Annotated in this window: 17 protein-coding genes; 3 read left to right on the plus strand and 14 right to left on the minus strand. The window is 60.2% G+C overall.

What is annotated here, in order from left to right; translation table 11 throughout:
• Positions 1–35: 35 nt before the first annotated feature.
• The 3 genes from BLQ09_RS09985 to BLQ09_RS09995 form a co-directional block, all read right to left on the minus strand.
• Positions 36–1,649, minus strand: coding sequence for an NAD(P)/FAD-dependent oxidoreductase (locus BLQ09_RS09985; RefSeq protein WP_027604432.1), 1,614 nt, complete (start codon positions 1,647–1,649; stop codon positions 36–38).
• Between the two features lie 106 nt (positions 1,650–1,755).
• Complete coding sequence (locus BLQ09_RS09990) at positions 1,756–2,427, minus strand: COG3650 family protein (RefSeq protein WP_092356477.1); 672 nt, start codon at positions 2,425–2,427, stop codon at positions 1,756–1,758.
• A 96-nt stretch (positions 2,428–2,523) separates the two neighbouring features.
• Positions 2,524–3,123, minus strand: coding sequence for a short chain dehydrogenase (locus BLQ09_RS09995; protein WP_027604430.1), 600 nt, complete (start codon positions 3,121–3,123; stop codon positions 2,524–2,526).
• A gap of 103 nt (positions 3,124–3,226) precedes the next feature.
• Here BLQ09_RS09995 and BLQ09_RS10000 point away from each other — a divergent pair, with 103 nt between their 5' ends.
• The gene (locus BLQ09_RS10000) at positions 3,227–4,135 is read left to right on the plus strand and encodes a LysR family transcriptional regulator (RefSeq protein WP_065938809.1); all 909 of its coding nucleotides are present in this window, start codon (positions 3,227–3,229) and stop codon (positions 4,133–4,135) included.
• On the opposite strand, the gene BLQ09_RS10005 is transcribed toward BLQ09_RS10000, so the two are convergent.
• From BLQ09_RS10005 to BLQ09_RS10045, 9 genes are all read right to left on the minus strand, one after another.
• Positions 4,132–4,617: a DoxX family protein gene (locus BLQ09_RS10005; protein ID WP_027604428.1), complete on the minus strand. Its 486-nt coding sequence runs from the start codon at positions 4,615–4,617 to the stop codon at positions 4,132–4,134. The two genes, BLQ09_RS10000 and BLQ09_RS10005, sit on opposite strands and share 4 nt — an antisense overlap.
• A complete protein-coding gene (locus tag BLQ09_RS10010; RefSeq protein WP_092356479.1) occupies positions 4,614–5,390 on the minus strand; it encodes an HvfC/BufC N-terminal domain-containing protein in 777 nt (258 codons plus the stop codon). The genes BLQ09_RS10005 and BLQ09_RS10010 overlap by 4 nt, the downstream gene beginning before the upstream one ends.
• Positions 5,387–6,265, minus strand: coding sequence for an MNIO family bufferin maturase (locus BLQ09_RS10015; protein ID WP_092356482.1), 879 nt, complete (start codon positions 6,263–6,265; stop codon positions 5,387–5,389). Before BLQ09_RS10015 ends, BLQ09_RS10010 begins: the two co-directional genes overlap by 4 nt.
• Before the next feature lie 22 nt (positions 6,266–6,287).
• On the minus strand, positions 6,288–6,584 hold the full coding sequence (locus BLQ09_RS10020) for a BufA1 family periplasmic bufferin-type metallophore (RefSeq protein WP_092356485.1): 297 nt from the start codon (positions 6,582–6,584) through the stop codon (positions 6,288–6,290).
• Positions 6,585–6,760: 176 nt separating this feature from the next.
• The gene (locus BLQ09_RS31815) at positions 6,761–7,462 is read right to left on the minus strand and encodes an ABC transporter ATP-binding protein (RefSeq protein ID WP_017844798.1); all 702 of its coding nucleotides are present in this window, start codon (positions 7,460–7,462) and stop codon (positions 6,761–6,763) included.
• Between the two features lies 1 nt (position 7,463).
• Complete coding sequence (gene livG, locus BLQ09_RS10030) at positions 7,464–8,231, minus strand: high-affinity branched-chain amino acid ABC transporter ATP-binding protein LivG (RefSeq protein ID WP_027604424.1); 768 nt, start codon at positions 8,229–8,231, stop codon at positions 7,464–7,466.
• Positions 8,228–9,481, minus strand: a complete 1,254-nt coding sequence (locus tag BLQ09_RS10035; protein WP_027604423.1) for a high-affinity branched-chain amino acid ABC transporter permease LivM — start codon at positions 9,479–9,481, stop codon at positions 8,228–8,230. Before BLQ09_RS10035 ends, livG begins: the two co-directional genes overlap by 4 nt.
• A complete protein-coding gene (livH, locus tag BLQ09_RS10040) occupies positions 9,478–10,401 on the minus strand; it encodes a high-affinity branched-chain amino acid ABC transporter permease LivH (RefSeq protein ID WP_003172375.1) in 924 nt (307 codons plus the stop codon). Before livH ends, BLQ09_RS10035 begins: the two co-directional genes overlap by 4 nt.
• A gap of 229 nt (positions 10,402–10,630) precedes the next feature.
• A complete protein-coding gene (locus BLQ09_RS10045; RefSeq protein WP_027604422.1) occupies positions 10,631–11,758 on the minus strand; it encodes a branched-chain amino acid ABC transporter substrate-binding protein in 1,128 nt (375 codons plus the stop codon).
• 342 nt (positions 11,759–12,100) lie between these two features.
• Between BLQ09_RS10045 and BLQ09_RS10050 the strand changes: the two genes are divergently transcribed.
• Together BLQ09_RS10050 and BLQ09_RS10055 are read left to right on the plus strand one after the other, a co-directional pair.
• Positions 12,101–12,403 carry a DUF2288 domain-containing protein gene (locus BLQ09_RS10050; RefSeq protein WP_027604421.1) on the plus strand — a complete coding sequence of 101 codons (303 nt, stop codon included), beginning with the start codon at positions 12,101–12,103 and terminating at the stop codon, positions 12,401–12,403.
• Positions 12,404–12,663: 260 nt separating this feature from the next.
• On the plus strand, positions 12,664–13,755 hold the full coding sequence (locus BLQ09_RS10055; RefSeq protein WP_027604420.1) for a hypothetical protein: 1,092 nt from the start codon (positions 12,664–12,666) through the stop codon (positions 13,753–13,755).
• A gap of 36 nt (positions 13,756–13,791) precedes the next feature.
• Here the strand turns inward: BLQ09_RS10055 and BLQ09_RS10060 are convergent, their stop codons facing one another.
• Together BLQ09_RS10060 and BLQ09_RS10065 are read right to left on the minus strand one after the other, a co-directional pair.
• Positions 13,792–15,969 (minus strand): hypothetical protein, encoded by a 2,178-nt coding sequence (locus tag BLQ09_RS10060; RefSeq protein WP_027604419.1) that lies wholly within the window; start codon positions 15,967–15,969, stop codon positions 13,792–13,794.
• Between the two features lie 202 nt (positions 15,970–16,171).
• The gene (locus BLQ09_RS10065) at positions 16,172–18,436 is read right to left on the minus strand and encodes a putative bifunctional diguanylate cyclase/phosphodiesterase (protein WP_092356488.1); all 2,265 of its coding nucleotides are present in this window, start codon (positions 18,434–18,436) and stop codon (positions 16,172–16,174) included.
• Positions 18,437–18,535: the final 99 nt, after the last annotated feature.

An 18,535-nucleotide genomic window follows, 5' to 3' on the forward strand; every position in this document is an offset into this window, starting at 1 on the left:
GGCAAGCCGCCTCCCACATTTAATTTGCGCTGTTCTCAGGCCTCGATACCCAACATATCCCGTGCCAACGCCTCGGCAATCCGAATCCCGTCGACACCGGCCGACAGAATCCCGCCCGCATACCCAGCGCCTTCACCGGCCGGGAACAGGCCTTTCACGTTCAGGCTCTGCATCGATTCGTCACGGGTAATCCGCAGCGGTGACGAGGTGCGCGTCTCGATCCCCGTCAGCACGGCATCGTGCAGCGAGTAGCCCTTGATCTGCTTCTCGAACGCCGGCAGTGCTTCGCGGATCGCTTCGATGGCGAAGTCCGGCAAGGCCAGGGCCAGGTCGCCCAGGGCCACCCCTGGCTTGTAGGACGGTTCCACACTGCCGATGGCCGTGGATGGCTTACCGGCGATAAAGTCGCCGACCAACTGTGCCGGAGCCTCGTAGTTGCTGCCGCCGAGGATGTAGGCGTGGGACTCCAGGCGCTCCTGCAACTCGATACCCGCCAGCGGGCCGCCTGGGTAATCCACTTCCGGCGTGATACCGACGACGATGCCGGAGTTGGCATTGCGCTCGTTACGCGAGTACTGGCTCATGCCGTTGGTCACCACGCGGTTCGGCTCGGAGGTCGCTGCCACCACGGTGCCACCCGGGCACATGCAGAAGCTGTAGACCGAACGGCCGTTCTTGGCGTGGTGCACCAGCTTGTAGTCGGCGGCGCCCAGCTTCGGGTGCCCGGCATATTTGCCCAGGCGCGCGGCGTCGATCAGCGATTGCGGGTGTTCGATCCGGAACCCCACCGAGAACGGTTTGGCTTCCATGTAGACGCCACGGCCATGGAGCATGCGGAAGGTGTCGCGGGCGCTGTGGCCGAGGGCCAGGATCACATGTTTGGAGAGGATCTGCTCACCACCGTCGATGACCACGCCATTCAACTGGCCGTCTTCGATCAGCACGTCGGTCACCCGTTGCTCGAAACGCACTTCACCGCCCAGGGCGATGATCTGCTCGCGCATGTTTTCTACCACGCCGGTCAGGCGGAAGGTACCGATGTGGGGCTTGCTGACGTAGAGGATTTCTTCCGGCGCGCCGGCTTTGACGAACTCGTGCAGGACTTTGCGGCCGTGGAATTTCGGGTCCTTGATCTGACTGTAGAGCTTGCCGTCGGAGAAGGTCCCGGCGCCGCCTTCACCGAACTGCACGTTGGACTCGGGGTTGAGCACGCTTTTGCGCCACAGGCCCCAGGTGTCCTTGGTGCGCTGGCGTACTTCCTTGCCGCGTTCGAGGATGATCGGCCTGAAACCCATCTGCGCCAGCAACAGCCCGGCGAAGATACCGCACGGGCCAAAACCGACGACCACAGGCCGTTCGACCAAGCCTGCCGGGGCCTGGCCCACGACCGTGTAGCTGACGTCCGGCGCCGGGTTGACGTTGCGGTCATCGGCAAACTTGAGCAGCAGGGCGGCCTCACCCTTCACATTGAGGTCGATGGTGTAGATGAAGCACAGCTCCGACGACTTTTTGCGCGCGTCGTAGCTGCGTTTGAACAGGGTGAAATCGAGCAGGTCATCACTGGCGATGCCCAGGCGCTGCACGATGGCAGGCCGCAGGTCTTGTTCGGGATGGTCGATGGGCAGCTTGAGTTCGGTGATTCGTAACATGACGGGATCCGGTAGGCGGCGGACAAAGAGGCCGGCTGTTTTGCAAACCGGCGATTATAAGCCCCAATGGCGGTTTTCCGTCAGGTTAAAACAGCGCAGCGCTGAATCAGTCGTCCCGGGAACCACCAAACGCCGCGCAACCGCGCTGTACCTGGCCGTTGACGCGCAATTCCGCCGTCATGTGTTGCAGGCTGCCGCTGACGCTGTCGATGCAGCGCTGGGGCGCGACCCACAGTTCGATGTGCTGGTTGTTGGCTTCGGTCATCAGGTTGAAGCGGCCGTCGCCGATCTGCTCTTCGACATAAGGCACCGCCAGTGGTGGCTGGCCTTCACGCTCGAGCACCATGCCCTTGGCGGTGACGTTCATGGCCCAGGCTGGCTTGTGGCCGTTGGCCCGCAGGGTCATGCGCTTGAAGTCCGGGTCGGTGCAGGCAGAGGTCGAGCGCTCTACGCGGTAGAGTTGTTGCAGGTCGACGCTGCCCTGGGTGCCGCTGGCGACGCCCGAGAACTTGCCACGCAAATCGGCAAACAATGCCCCTTGCTGGCCGGCCAGGGACGCCGCTTCCTGCAGGATGCTGGTGCCACTGGTGTCGTTGACGACATAGTTGCGTTTATCGTCGCACGGCTGGAACAGCAGCTTGCTACCTACCGCCGTGAGTTCGCCCTGCATGCGGGTCAACCCGGCGGTAGACGGCTTGGTCGGCTCGTTTTCGAACATCTGGCAAGCGGCTAACACAGGAAGCAAGGCAAACAGGGCGAGGTTACGGGCGGCACGCATGATCGGGTCTCCAGACAAGTGCCGCCACGTTACGCAGGCTGGCGTTGCATCACAACCCCGCAGCCCTGCTTCAGGCAATTCTTACAATGGTTACATTCAGCCAACAATAAATGTCTGGCCGGTCTGTAAGCCCTCCACGCTTTTTGCATAGGCCAATGCCACATCGGCCCCCGGAACCGGTTTATAGCCACGGAAGTACGGTGCGTAGCTGCCCATGGCCTCCACCAGCACGGTCGGGCTCACGGAGTTGATGCGCAGCCCCCGTGGCAATTCGATTGCCGCGGCTTTGATAAACGCGTCGAGTGCGCCATTGACCAGCGCAGCCGAAGCGCCAGTACGGATCGGGTCACGGTTGAGAATGCCACTGGTGAAGGTGAACGACGCGCCGTCGTTGGCATACTCGCGGCCGATCAACAGCAGGTTGACCTGGCCCATCAGCTTGTCACGCAGGCCCAGTTCAAAGTCGCTTTCGCCCATATCCCCCAGCGCCACGAAATTCACGTTGCCTGCAGTGCAGACAAGTGCATCGAATTTGCCGGTCTGCTCGAACAGGTTGCGGATCGAGGTGCTGTCGCTGATATCCACCTGGAAGTCGCCGCTGCTGCGGCCAATGCTGGTCACCTCGTGACGCTGGGCCAGTTCGGCCTTGACTGCCGAGCCGACGGTGCCACTGGCGCCAATCAATAGGATTTTCATGGGGCTGTCCCTCCAGGAGTAAGTGAAGGTTCAGTCTAGAGTGGCTTTTTAAGCGGATAAACGTGCTAATAGGCAACCTTTGGTTTTCAAATGGAAACAGTCCATGAGCGAGATGGATGACCTGGCGGCCTTTGCCGTACTGATCGAAGCCGGCAGTTTTACCGTGGCGGCCGAGCAACTGGGCTGCAGCAAGGGCCAGTTGTCCAAGCGCATCAGCCATTTGGAAGCGCAGTTCAGCGTGGTCTTGCTGCACCGCACCACACGCAGGCTCAGCCTGACCGCCGCCGGTGCGGCGCTGTTGCCCCAGGCGCAAGCGCTGGTGGTGCAGGTGGATCGCGCCCGACAGGCATTGGCGCGTCTCAAGGACGATTTGGCCGGGCCTGTGCGTATGACGGTTCCGGTTTCATTAGGGGAAACCTTCTTCGATGGTTTGTTGCTGGAGTTTTCCAAGCAGTATCCCCAGGTGCAGATCGAGCTGGAGCTCAACAACAGCTACCGAGACCTGGCGCGAGACGGCTTTGACCTGGGGGTGCGTTCGGGGGCGATTGAAAACGAGCGTCTGGTGGCCAGGCCGCTGCTGGCCTGGCACGAGATGACCTGCGCCAGTCCCGCTTACCTGGAGCAACATGGCGAACCCCTGACCCCTGGGGATCTTGCGGCGCACACCTGTTTACTCAACAGCCACTACAGCGGTCGCGAGGAATGGCTGTATCACCAGCAGCACGAGTTGTTGCGGGTGAGGGTGAGCGGCACCTTTGCCTCCAACCATTACAACTTGCTGAAGAAGGCCGCCCTGGTAGGGGCCGGAATCGCCCGCTTGCCGTCCTACGTGCTGCCCACGGAATTGGCTGACGGCCGATTGCGTTGGCTCCTGCGTGATTACCAGACGCGGAGTCTGCCGATGTACCTGGTCCATCCTTATCAAGGCGGCCTGCCGAGACGTACCCAAGTATTGGCCGACTACCTGGTGGACTGGTTCAAGCGCAGCGGCGAGGCGCTGGATCGGCTTTAACGGTAGCGGCGCGCAATCAGGTGATCGATGGACAGGCTGCCCGGGCCTTTGGCGACTAAAAGCAACAGCAGCGCCATCCAGGTGCCGTGGGTGGGGTAGGCGTCCGGGTAGACGAACAACTGAATGACCAGGGTCATGCCGATCAAGGCCAGGGCTGAGAAGCGCGTGGCCAGGCCCGCCAGGATCAGCACCGGGAAAAAGTGCTCGGCAAACGCCGCCATGTGCGCGGCCACTTCCGGCGACAGCAATGGCACGTGGTATTCACTGCGAAACAGCGGCAATGTCGAGGCGGCGAGTCTGGGGGCACCAAGTTCGAACGTGCCGTTGATCAGGTCAATGGCAAGGCCTTCGACCTTGGTTTGCCCGGACTTCCAGAACACCGCCGCTATGGAGAAGCGCGCAATAAACGCCAGCAGGCTGTAGGGAATTTTCTCGAAAAGCGCGATGGCCTGTTTGATCAGGCACGAATCGGAAGTGTTCATGGCGATACCTGTTGTTCTGGGAGCAGATGACTGAGGGCGTCGTGGTTGATCAGCAGCGTGAGGCATTGGTGCAGGTCGAACTCGGCGCTGGCCTCGAGGGCATTGGCGACGGCCATTTCCAGCGCCGAGCCGCGTTTCAGGCTATTGATAAAGGCGACCGAGCCGCCGTCGATGGCGAAGACCTTGACGCTCAACCCTTGGCGCAACACCAGCGCGCTCTGGGCATGCCAGGGATCCAGGGTGGCCAGGGCGCCCTCGGTCTGGTGTGCCGCCCATACTGCAACCACTGCGTAGGCGGAATTCAATGTGCCAACGGACGGGTGCAGTTGCAGATGCAGCGCCCCCGGCTTCGTGTGGGCTTGCAGTTGCTGCAGAACGGCTTGCGGATCCACCACCGCTGTATCCGCTGCGTGATAAGCGCGAACCCGCAAGCGTTCCAACCGGGCGACATCGGCCAGGTAGGGCACGCTGGCGGCCGGTTCAAAACCTTGGATAAAGTCGGCGAATGTGCCGCCGTACTTGCTGATCAGCGGGCTGGCGGGCGGGTAGGCCTGGACGAAAATGCCGGCCATGGCGCGGAAAAATTCATCGCCGACCAATTGCGCGGTTACGGGGTATGCGGTTGCCAGCGCATTGATCAACGAGTTGTGAACATTGTTGCGATACACCGCAAAACGACTGGCCGGGTCGGCCCCGTTGTTGCTGAACAGGCCGTCGGGGCAAGGTTGGCCGGGCGCCAGCAAGGCGCTGGAAAAGGCGTCGTGAAGGCTCATGGGTGGACCTGCGATAAGTACCGTTCAGCGTGCTGGGCTTCTGCCCATAGCACGCTGAAGGCCGGTACTTGGTTGTCGCGCTCGATCAGGGTTGCGACCGGGCCCGTCAGCGCGAGTACGTGTTCGTACAGCAGCCACACCGCGTTATCGATGGGCGCGCCGTGGTCATCGATCAGCAGGCGATCGCCCAGGCTGTCGGTGTCTTCGGCGAAGCCGGCCAGATGAATCTCACCCACAGCGTGCAATGGTAGGGCGTGGATGTAGGCCAGTGGGTCGCGCTGGTGGTTGATGCACGACACGTAGACGTTGTTCACGTCCAGCAGCAGGCCGCAGCCGGTGCGGCGGATGATCTCGCTGATGAAATCGGTCTCGTCCAGGGTCGAGCGCTGGAACTGCAGGTAGGTCGATGGATTCTCCAGCAGCATCGGCCGCTTGAGGGTGCACTGTACCTGGTCGACGTGCTCGCAAACTCGACTCAAGGTGGTGGCGTCATAAGCCAGGGGCAGCAGGTCGTTGAGAAACACCGGGCCGTGGCTGGACCACGCCAGGTGTTCGGAAAATGAGTGGGGTTGGTAGCGTTCGATCAATGCGGCCAAGCGCCCCAGGTGCTCACGGTTGAGCGGGCCTTCGCCACCGATGGACAGGCCCACGCCGTGCAACGACAGGGGGTAGCGTTCGCGAATCAACCCCAGGTAGTGATGAAACGGGCCGCCGGCCACCATGTAGTTTTCGGCGTGCACTTCAAAAAAACCGATGTCGGGCGAAGTATCGAGCACTTCCTTGAAGTGCTCGTGCTTCAGCCCCAGCCCGGTCCGATAGGGGAGCCCGGGCATCTGAATAGGTGAGACTGTGGGCAGGAGTGAAAGCGTCATCATCCGTACTCAGGCCAGGCAGGGGTCAGGACTTGGCGGTGAAGGCGGCTTCCTGGCCGAAGCCGGTCGGCGAGGTGGAGCTTGGGGTTTGGGTGCAGGTGCCGGCCGGGACCAGTTTCCAGGCGTTGGCCTGATCCTTGGTCTTCGAGGTGCCGGCGCAGGACGTGCCGGCACCGGCGGCGCAATCGTTCTTGCCGGCTTCAGCGACGCCGAAGCACTTCTGCATGTCGTCGGCAGCGTGGGCGCTGGTGGTCAGGGCGGATAGGCTCAAGGCCGAACTCAGGGCGAGGACGAGGCTAGCGGCGGACAGTTTGGTGGTCATGGTGGATCTCCAGCAGTAGGTTGAGGAGCGGGCTTGAATGCCTGCTTGCACCACTAGAGGCGGGAGGGGGATGTTCGTTACAAGGCCAGACGAAATAATTTCAAACAATGCAAAAAAATGTGGGAGGGAGCTTGGCTCCCTCCCACATGAGACCCGGCTTATCCAGCCACCGTCTCTTAGCCGCCCAGGTACGCCTCACGCACCTTCGGATCGGTCAGCAGCTGCTCGCCCGTGCCCTGCATCACCACCCGGCCGTTTTCCAGCACGTAGGCGCGGTCAGCGATTTTCAGCGCCTGGTTGGCGTTCTGCTCCACCAGGAACACCGTTACACCGTCCTTGCGCAGTTGTTCGATGATGTCGAAGATCTGCTGGATGATGATCGGTGCCAGGCCCAGGGAGGGTTCGTCCAACAGCAACAGCTTGGGCTTGCTCATCAGCGCCCGGCCGATGGCGAGCATTTGCTGCTCGCCGCCGGACATGGTGCCGCCGCGCTGGCTGAAGCGCTCCTTGAGGCGAGGGAACAGGTGCAGCACCTTGTCCATCTGCTCCTGGTAGTCGCCCTTGTCGGTGAAGAACCCGCCCATGGCCAGGTTTTCTTCCACGGTCAGGCGCGAGAACACCCGCCGGCCTTCCGGCACCACGGCAATGCTCTTGCGCATGATGTGCGACGACTGCTGGCCCACCAGCTCTTCACCCATGTAGCGGATGCTGCCGCTGTGGGCCTGCGGCGAGCCGCACAAGGTCATCAGCAAGGTCGACTTGCCAGCGCCGTTGGCACCGATCAGCGTGACGATCTCACCCTGGCGCACTTCGACGTTGACGCTGTGCAGGGCCTGGATCTTGCCGTAGAAAGTGGAAACGTTTTCGAATTGCAGCATTTTACGCTTCCCCCAGATAGGCTTTGATCACTTCAGGATTGTCGCGGATCTGCTCCGGCGTCCCGTCCGCCAGCGGCGTGCCCTGGTTGATCACTACGATATGGTCGGAAATGCTCATGACCAGTTTCATGTCGTGTTCGATCAACAGCACCGTGGCGTTGTTTTCCTCACGCAACACGCCGATCAGCGCCTTGAGGTCTTCGGTTTCCTTGGGGTTCAGGCCGGCGGCCGGTTCGTCGAGCATCAGGATCCGCGGACGGGTCATCATGCAGCGAGCGATTTCCAGGCGACGTTGCTGACCATAGGCCAGGGTGCCGGCGGGGCGGTTGGCGAACTCGGTGAGGTTGACCTTGTCCAGCCAGTACGCAGCGTATTCCATGGCCTCGCGCTCGCTCTTGCGGAACGCCGGGGTCTTGAACAGGCCCGCAAAGAAGTTGGTGTTCAGGTGACGGTGCTGGGCGATCAGCAGGTTCTCGACCGCCGTCATGTCCTTGAACAGCCGTACGTTCTGGAAGGTGCGCACCACGCCCTTGCGGGCAATCTCGTGGCCGGCCAGGCCCTGGATCGGCTGGCCGTCCAGCAGGATGCTGCCGCCACTCGGCTTGTAGAAACCGGTGAGGCAGTTGAACACCGTGGTCTTGCCGGCGCCGTTGGGGCCGATCAGCGCAACCACCTGTTTCTCTTTCACGGTCAGGGCGACGCCGTTGACCGCCAGCAAGCCACCGAAGCGCATGCTCAAGTTTTCGACTTTCAGGATCTCGCGGCTCATTTGCGCAGCTCCATGTGTGGACGTTGCATGGGCAGCAGGCCTTGAGGTCGCCAGATCATCATCAGCACCATCATGGCGCCGAACATCAACATGCGGTATTCGCTGAACTCACGCATCATTTCCGGCAGCAGGATCATCACGATCGCCGCCAGGATCACGCCCAGCTGCGAGCCCATGCCACCCAACACCACGATGGCGAGGATGATCGCCGACTCGATGAAGGTGAACGACTCCGGGGTCACCAGGCCTTGGCGAGCGGCGAAGAAGCTGCCGGCAAAACCGGCGAACGCGGCACCCAGGGTGAAGGCAGAGAGCTTGATGATGGTCGGGTTCAGGCCCAGGGCACGGCAGGCGATTTCATCTTCGCGCAACGCTTCCCAGGCACGGCCGATCGGCATGCGCAGCAAGCGGTTGATCACGAACAGTGCCGCCAGCGCCAGCAACAGCGCCACCAGGTACAGGAACACCACTTTGCTCACCGGGTTGTAATCGATCCCGAAGTACTCGTGGAACGTCTGCATGCCTTCGGCAGCGGTGCGGTCGAACGACAGCCCGAAGAACGTCGGCTTGGGGATGCTGCTGATGCCGTTGGGGCCACCGGTGATGTCGGTCAGGTTACGCAGGAACAGACGGATGATTTCCCCGAAGCCCAGGGTCACGATGGCCAGGTAGTCACCACGCAGGCGCAATACCGGGAAGCCCAGCAGGAAGCCGAACGTGGCCGCCGCCATGCCGGCCAGCGGCAGGCAGATCCAGAAGCTCCAGCCCAGGTAGTGCGACAGCAGCGCGTAGGTGTAGGCACCCACGGCGTAGAAGCCCACATAACCCAGGTCGAGCAGGCCGGCCAGGCCCACTACGATGTTCAGGCCCAGGCCCAGCAACACGTAGATCAGGATCAGGGTGGCAATGTCGACCGCACCGCGCGAGCCGAAGAACGGCCAGATCAACGCGGCCACGATCAGGCCGATGATGATGTAGCGCTGGGTGCGTGGCAGGGTCAGGAATTGGCTGACCTTGGGCGAGACCAGCGGGCCACGGTTGCGCTTGAACAGTGCGCCGACCTGCTGGGTGAACAGCACGCGCAGGAACATCAGCACCGAACACAGGGCGATGATGGTCAGCGTCACGGGGCCGGTACCATGCACTTCCAGGTTGATGCCGACAATGCTCAGCTTGAGACCGAGTACCGGGAAGGCCACCGCCCACACCAGCAAGGCGCTGAAAAACGCCGATTTAAGATATCTGCTCATACTTTCTCAACCTCCGGACGGCCCAGGATGCCGGTCGGACGGAACAACAGCACCAGGACCAACAGGCCGAACGCGACGACGTCCTTGTATTGGTCGCCGAAAATATCGGCACCAAACGCCTCGGCCACCCCCAGCACCAGGCCGCCGAGCATCGCGCCCGGAATACTGCCGATGCCGCCCAATACCGCTGCGGTAAAGGCCTTGAGGCCTACCAGGAACCCGGCGTTGGGGTTGATCACGCCGTACTGCATGCTCAGCAGTACGGCCGCGACGGCTGCCAGTGCGGCACCGATCACGAAGGTCAGGGCGATGATGTTGTTGGTATTGATGCCCAACAGGTTGGCCATCTTGATGTCTTCGGCGCAGGCCCGGCAGGCGCGCCCCAGACGGGAGCGGGAGATGAACAGGGTCAGGCCCAGCATGGCCACCAGGGTGACGACGAAGACCAGGATCTGCATGTAGGAAATCAACACTTCTTCCGCACCGCCCGGACCGAAGGAGAAGCTCCCCGGGATCAGGTTGGGGATGGATTTATCCTTGGAGTCCTGGGACAGCAATACGGTGTTCTGCAGGAAAATCGACATGCCGATGGCGGAAATCAGCGGGATCAAACGGTTGCTGCCACGCAAGGGACGGTAGGCAACGCGCTCGATACTGTAGCCATAGGCACTGGTTACGACGATCGACGCCAGGAACGCGGCGGTCATCAACAGCGGCAGGGAGTGGATACCCATCATGGCCAGCCCGGCAAGGGCAATGAAGGCCACGTAGGAACCAATCATGTATACCTCGCCATGGGCGAAGTTGATCATTCCAATGATGCCGTAAACCATTGTGTAGCCAATGGCTATCAAGGCATAGGTGCTGCCAATGGTCAGCCCATTAACCAGCTGTTGGAAAAAATGATAGATCTCAGGCATTACAGCGCTCCTAAAAACCCGATACGCATTTCACTGGTGGAGTCATGTTCCGGCCCCGTGCTGTGTTCTGTGAGCACATTTGCACAAAGCGTTTGCCAGCGAACCGCTGGTGACGGTTTTAAGATTTTCAGGTGAGCCAGCGCCCGGATCGCGGGTGACAGGCCCATAAACCTCGTAAAACAAAGCCCACTGCTCTCACAGTGGGCTTGTTGGACCAGTAACGCCTGGCTTACTGAGGGGAAACTTCGGTTTTTGGTTTGCCGAAGTGCCATTCGTAGACCACGAACTTGAAGTCCTTCAGGTCGCCCTTGGCGTCGAAGCTCAGCTCGCCGGTAGGGGTCTTGAAGGTGCCCGCGTGGATGGCTTCGGCCACTTTTGCGGTGTCTTCGCTCTTGGCGGCCTTGATGCCGCCGGCGATGACTTCAATGGCCGAGTAGGCCGGGAACACGAACGGACCGGTTGGGTCCTGCTTGTTCTTGGCGAACTCTTCAACGATGGCTTTGTTGGCCGGGTCGGTATCGAAGGATTTCGGCAGGGTTACCAGCAGGCCTTCGGAAGCGCCCTGGGCGATTTGCGAGATGGAGTCGTTGCCGACACCTTCAGGGCCCATGAACTTGGCGTTCAGGCCTTTTTCCTTGGCTTGGCGCAGGATCAGGCCCAGCTCCGGGTGGTAGCCGCCGTAGTAGACGAAATCGACGTTGGCTTGCTTGAGCTTCTGGATGATCGAGGAGAAGTCTTTGTCGCCGGCGTTCAGGCCTTCGAAGACGGCAACCTTGGTGCCTTTCTTCTCAAGGGTCTGTTTGACGGCGGTGGCGATACCTTCACCGTATTGCTGCTTGTCGTGCAGGACGGCAACGATTTTCGGCTTCACGTGGTCGGCGATGTAGTTGCCGGCCGCCGGGCCTTGGGCGCTGTCCAGGCCGATGGTGCGGAAGATCAGCTTGTAGCCACGGGCGGTGATTTCCGGGCTGGTGGCTGCCGGGGTAATCATGATCACGCCTTCGTCTTCATAGATGTCGGACGCAGGCTGAGTGGAGCTGGAGCAGAGGTGACCGACCACGAACTTGACGCCGTCGTTGACCACTTTGTTGGCCACGGCCACGGCTTGTTTAGGATCGCAGGCGTCGTCGTATTCCTTGGCTTCGAGCATCTTGCCGTCGACGCCGCCCTTGGCGTTGATGTCGGCGATGGCCTGCTTGGCACCCATGAATTGCATGTCGCCGTATTGCGTTACAGGACCAGTCTTTGGACCGGCGATGCCGATCTTGATGGTGTCGGCTGCGAACGAATGGCCGGCAACCCCAGCCAGGACCATAGCGGCAAACAGTTTGGAAATCTGCTTAGTAGCCTTATTCATAGTGCTCCACTCTTACTGTTGTATTTTTTATAGTTCTAGCGGCCTTGTGAGCTGCAGAACCGGATCGGATATCTCGGATATCCCCCCGGCAGTGCCCTGGCAACTGTACCGGTACAGTGTAGAGCGCCGGTTGATCGCTTGAAAAGCTGGCTGCCGGGGGCAAACCCCGGGGGTGTCGCTTAAATGAAAGAAAAAGACAGAATTGCGGCGGGGGTAATGCCTGACTCTCGCGCATTCCTTGGCTTTCCTGACACTTTCAATCGATAACGCATTTGCAACTGGGTTTTTCTGCCTGAAGCGTGACGTTATGATTGCGCCGATTTTTTCTTCAGGTGAACTCCCATGACGCAAGAACCTAGCACCCTCTATGCCAAGCTGCTCGGTGAAACCGCCGAAATCTCCTGGAAAGAGCTTGAACCGTTCTTTGCCAAAGGTGCCCTATTGTGGGTCGACCCAAGCCTGGATTTGATCGAAGCCGCCGAGGGAATGGCCGAGGACAATCGCGACAAAGTCGCTGCCTGGCTGGCCGCGGGCAGCCTTGGCGAAGTGTCTGCACCGCGGGCATTGGACCTGGTTGAACGCGACCCGAGCTTGTGGGCGGTGGTGGTTTCGCCGTGGATACTGATCCAGGAAAGGGCGGCGTGATAAAGGGTTGCACTGAAAAGGTGCGTTATTTTCCGTTTTAAAAGTGTGTAGCTGAGTAACCGCTGTTGCCGTGATGGCATCTTGCCGTGAAGAAAGGTCACAGCGCTGGGTGACGCGCACGTCATGGGAACAGTTTTCTCGCCGTTGAATAGGCCGGAGAATTGTTTCTCAGTGTGAATAAAAGGGTGGTGCCTGTCAGATCGCGGCGTAGGAAACGGCGAATTCCGGTAAAGTTCGCCGCTTGTCACCCGGAGCTAGTCATGCCGTCAGCGCTGTCCCCCTTAGCGAAGCCTTCGCACCAACTGCTTTACCTTATCTACGGTCGCCAGGACGTTTATCGGCGCGAAGCCAAGTTCAGCATCCTCACCGCCCTGTCCCAACTCAAACCGGGCGAGTCGCTGTGCATCCGGGTCATGACCGATCGGCCTCAGGAATACATGGGCTGGCCGGTTGAAACCATCGCCCTGGACGAGCAGACCCTGGCCCAATGGCAGGGTGAAAACGGTTACCCCCATCGCCGCAAGGCCTGCGCGATCGCCCAAGGGCTTATGCGGGCGGACAAGACCCTCTTCGTTGACACCGACACGCTGTTCCTCAAGTCCCCCCATCGTGTGTTCGAACTGATAGAGCCGGGCCAGTATGTGATGGACGGCTTCGAATACGACTGGAGCTATGTCTGCAAGCGCCCTGACTATCTCAAGTTGGGCGAGCACCTGCAGGCCCATGGCATCTCTGCGGATAACAGCTTCAAGCTCTATAACAGTGGTCTGTGCGGCGTGCGTGCCAGCGATGCGCCGCTGCTCGAAGCCTCTATCCGCCTGATCGACGAGTGGACGCGGAACTCGTTCGATATTCACACCATCGAGCAAATCGCGATTTCCTTCGCGATGCGCGACCAAAAGGTGCGCGAGGCGCATAAATTCGTTCATCACTACTTCGCCGATAAGCGCTTCTTCCATGCCATGCAAGCGCACTTCTTCACCCTTCACGGTGAGGCATTCGGCCCCGAGCTGGTCGCGCGATGCAGGGATGTGCCGCGAGTCAAGCCGGTGCCCTCGCCCTGGCAGCGGCTGCGCATCAAGTGGAAGCTGCGCAATCAGCGCAAGCACCTGAAAAAGGTCGGTCGTGACTTGCTCTACGGCAGTTCGGCGCCTGCGCATCCGTACTACGACGTGTGCCGACACGGGTGGTGGGAATCGGCTTCGCGGGAGATTCGTGGCTGGGATGAGGCGGAGCAGAAGCGGTTCTTCGGCGCAAAAAATTCCGGCTGGCCGAAGCATTTGCCCCGGCCTGCAAGACGCGCCGACGAAAAGACCATCATCGCGTTCCTGCGCCAACGCATGACGCACTGAGGTTGCAACGGCGCCAGGCGGCGCCGTCATACTGGGCTAGGCGGTCTTGCCGGTGTGGTTATTCAACGAAATAACCTTGGTCTTGCCGATGCGGTGACGGTAGATCTCGCGCAAGTACTTGATCGCCTTCTTCACGCAATCCCGTGACAGGCGAATGTCATTGATCGACACGAACTTCTCTTTGTCGTTGATCAACTCGCGGTACTTCTTCTCATACATCGGCTTGATCGCGTACCAGTTGGTATCGAGGATCTTCGCCGGGTTTTCAAACTCGTTGAGCAACTCGTCGATGCGGTCTTCGTCGAAGTCCTCGTGGATGATGAAATCCAGGATCGAGTTGTCCAGGGTGTCGTCGAAGCGGTACGGGTTGCGTGCAAAGCAACGCTTGATAAAGGCCACGATCAGCGTCAGGAAGTCATCCGACAGGCACGGGCTCTTGGCGATCAGGGTGGTCAGCGACAGGTTGGCGGACGCGCCGATTACCAGGGCATAGCGCTTGAGGGTGGTGTTGGGGAACAGGCTGTTGAGGTGCGTCTTGAGCCGGTTCAGGTCCATGTAGGACAGCTTGTAGTCCTTGGGCAGCGAGACGATCGACACCACCGACGAGCAGTTCTTGAAAAAGTGCAGGTCATGCAGCGCCGCCGCATCGTAGCCGGAGTTCTTGTATTGCTCCAGGGACGCCTTGTAGCGCTTGGACTCGATCGGCAACAGGCTGATGCCTTCGATGGCCTGGGTGACCTTGTTGAAATGCGGCAGGTCGATGGAGCGGAAGAACAGGTCATCGATGTTCAGGCGCTGGGGCTCTTTCTCGAAGACTTTGAACTTGTCATTGGACGGCGCCGGGGTTTCCGGTACTACGGATTCGGCGTAGGCAATCGCCACCGGCCCGGCCAGGCTCATGAACAGGTCATTGGCGTCCAGGCGGATGGTTTCGCCGATGTCGATGCCGGCGCGACGGAAGTAGTTCTGGTCGTAGTCGGTGGTCACGGCCTGGGCGGTGAGGATGTTGAAGATCTGCTGGGAGATGTACTGGTTGGCGTGTTTTTCCATGGCATTGACGTCAATGTTCTGGATATTGCCGTCATCGCTCTCTTCGGCGTAGCGCATGATGTCGTTGGAGATCAGCATCATCGCGTTCCACGGCCGGATACGCCCCTTTACGCTGGCTTCGCTGCTGTCTTCATTGTCGAAGTTGTATGAGAAGTCCCATTCTTCCGACAGGTACTTGCACAGCAAGCGTCCGGCGTTGATGTGCAGCGCCTCGGACATTTCGCTGCGGTGGTCGGAGATGTTCGGCAGCACGCAAATACCGCTGGTGAAGATCGGTTCGAACACGAAGGCGTGGCCGCTTTTGCTGTCGTGCTCGTCGGCGGGCTTGGTGTCGAACGTCTTGTTCATGTACGAATGCTGCTGCGCCAGGCCGAATTCCGAGGCCATGCCCGAACCGGTACCGCCGCCGGCGCTGAAGATCGAGAAGTACAGGCGCGACTGGTTGGCCTTGATGCCGCAGGAGTCGATCAGGTACGAGTGGATCATCTTCCAGTCGGGGCTGGAAAAGCGCTGGGTGTCTTTGTTCAGGATGATCTTGGCCAGGTACTGGCCGAGGATCGGCGCGTTACCGGCGCCACCGGCATGGACTTCGGAGAGGTCCATGATTTTCATCTTGCTGTAGTCGCGCAGGAAGCCGCTTTTTTCGCCCTTGCGCGAGAAACGGATACGCCCGGCGATGTCCTTGTCCAGGTCGCCGAGCATCACCAGCGGTTCCACCAGGAACACCGGCTTGCTGGCCTTGCCGCCGCCCAGGCGCAGGTTGTTGCGAATCCACTGGGCCGGGCTGTAGCCCTTATCCAAGGATTTGTCTTCGGTGCTGAATTCGTTGAGGTAGAACTTGCGCGCGTTGTACACCAGCTCCGCCACGTCCAGCGCGATGTTCGAACCGCAGCGGCCCAGGCCGATCAGGCAGACCGAGGGGAATTCCTGCTCGCTGTGCTGCTCGCTGTCGCCTTCCAGGTGAGGCGGGCGCGGGAACACCATGTCGCGCAGGCCGTCGAGGTTATCGAGGATGCGGTCGGTATTGGTTTCGGTGAAGTACAGGTATTGCTGGGTGGCCAGCGGGCGGGCGGTGCTCAATGACTTTGAACCTGAGGGCTTGTCCGCAGGAGCTGGGAGCAACACATCGGATACCACGGTGGCTGGGTTATTTTTAGAAGTCATTGTGCGCCATGTGCCTGGGAGGATGGCTGAAAAGTATCAAATGGCCATCACGGAATGGGAGTTCGCGACTTTACAGTGCGTCCTTGTCCGGAACGCTCAGGCTGACCCTGTGTGCTCAGGAAAAACCTGGCCGGACTCTGATGGATCGGCCGTTTGTCGGCGATCTTTAGGTAAATGATGGCGAAATGCCAAAGATTGGACCTCAGCGAATGGGTCTGACGATGGAGTGGGGTACGGAGCGGCTCAAGGAGAGCTCTTTTTTCAGGGGCGTGTCCTTGGTTCCCGCCACGTTGGATGAGTTGAGCGGGTTGCGTCTGTCGATGCCCTGCATTGCACCCATTATTTCACTGGCGGGCACCGCCGGGCTCAACAGGTAGCCCTGGACGAAATCACAGCCATGGTTGAGCAGCAGATCGAATTGGGCCTGGGTTTCCACGCCTTCGGTCACCACTTGCAGGTGCAGGGTGTGAGCCATGCCGATAATCGCCTGGACGATCTCGATGTCGGCGGTCGACTTGGGAATGTCCTGGATAAACGAGCGGTCGATCTTCAGGGTGTTGAGCGGCAGGCGCTTGAGGTAGGCGAGTGAGGAGTAGCCGGTGCCAAAGTCGTCGATGGCCAGCGACACGCCCAGCGCGCGGATTTGCCGCAGCAGGGCCAGGGTGCTGCTGATATTGCCCATCAAGGCATTTTCGGTCACTTCCAGCTCCAGGCGGTTGGCGCCGATCCCGCTGAAGCGCAGCGCATCTTCGATCTCATCCGCCAGCTCATCGCGGGCCAGGTTCAGGGCCGAGCAATTCACTGTCATGGTCAGTTCGGTATAGCCTCGGTCGGAGAGCAGGCTCAAGTCATGACAGGCCTGGCGCAAGACCCAGTGGTCGAGTTCGGCGATCAGCCCGTTGCTTTCGGCAATTCCGATAAACCGGTCTGGGGTCAGCAGCCCCTGTTGCGGATGCTGCCAGCGCACCAGGGCCTCCAGGCGTGTCACTTTGCCCAGCTTCATGTCAAAGATCGGTTGGTAGAACAGTACCAACTGGTTCTGGGCGCGCAGGGCGCTGCGTAGCTCTTCTTCCAATTGCAGTTCGAGGAAGGCACGGGTCTTCAGGTTGGAGCTGAAGAAGTTCAGGCCATTGCGTCCCATGTCCTTGGACTGGTACAGCGCCAGGTCGGCATTTTTGAGCAGCTCTTCGCAGGTCAGGCCATCCTCCGGAAACAGGCTGATGCCGATGCTGGTGGTCATCACCATACGGCGGCCGGCGAGTTCGACCGGGTCCTTCATCTTCTGCATGATGCGCTGGGCCAGGTGTCGCGCTTCGTCGCGGTGGTGAACGCTGATCAGGATGCAGAACTCATCGCCGCCAAACCGTGCGACCACGTCCGCATGGCTGCGCACGGAGCCTTTGATATGGCTGGCGAGCACGCTGAGCAATTGATCCCCAGCGTCATGGCCGAGGCTGTCGTTGATGCGTTTGAAGTGATCGATATCGAGGAAAATAACCGCCATCATGCCGTTTGAAGCCGTTTTTTCGGCGATTTTTTCCGCAAAAATCTGATTGAAGCCGCGCCGATTAAGGAGGCCGGTCAGCGCATCGTAATGCGCCACCTGTTGCAGGGAGGCGCGGGCCTGGTCCAGTTCGCTGAGCAGCGCGTTGACCCGACGCAGGTCGCGCTCCTTGTGCTGCAGCTTCTTGTCCGCCAGCGCGGCGCTGATGCTGCTGCCGATCACCAGCAGGGTGATCACGGCGACCGACAGGCCCAGTTGGATAGGGTTATTGTTCAGTGGTAACGAGAGATCGGCGCCGGTGGGGACGATCAGTTGCATGGCGGCCATGCCGGTAAAGTGCATGCTGATAATGCCTGCGCCCAACATCAGGCTGGCGGCGTATTTGAGCAGTTGATGGAAGACGCCGGCGCCGGTACGCAGGTAGCTCGACAACAACAGAGCGGCCAGGCTGGCGCCAATGGCGATGCCCACCGAGGCGAGCAGCAGGCCCGACTCGAAATACGCCTGGGCCTGGGAACGCATGGCCGACATGCCGACGTAATGCATCAGGGCGATGCCGATGCCCATCCACAGCGATGCCAGCAGGTATTGGTTAAACCGCAGTCTGGTGTGACCGAGGGTTTGCATGGCGAACAACGAGGCGATCAGGGCGATGACCAGCGAGGCGAACGTCATGAGCAGGTCGTAGTGAATCGCGATGGGGGCCTGGAAGGCCAGCATGCTGATGAAATGAGTGGACCAGATACCCCCTGCCAGGCAACCGGCACCCAGCCAACGCCAATGGCGGCGAGCGGTAGGGTCTTCGACATGGCCAACCCGTTCGGCCATGTCCAGGGTGCCGAACCCCGCCGCACAGGCGACCAGATAGGCCAGCAGCACCAGAAAAGGGTTATGACTGCAATTGAGTAATAAGTGCCCGTTCGCTGGGAGGTCGGTAAAAAAGTGCAGACCTAGCCATTCCATAGCATGTCCCGTCATAGCGTCACGTCACAGCCTACGGCGATGACCTATGAGGTCGAGTATAGAAGCCTCGCGGGATTTTCCAGCGATAATGGCACTTTG

This window comes from Pseudomonas sp. NFACC25, from assembly GCF_900100935.1.
Classification (GTDB): domain Bacteria; phylum Pseudomonadota; class Gammaproteobacteria; order Pseudomonadales; family Pseudomonadaceae; genus Aquipseudomonas; species Aquipseudomonas marginalis.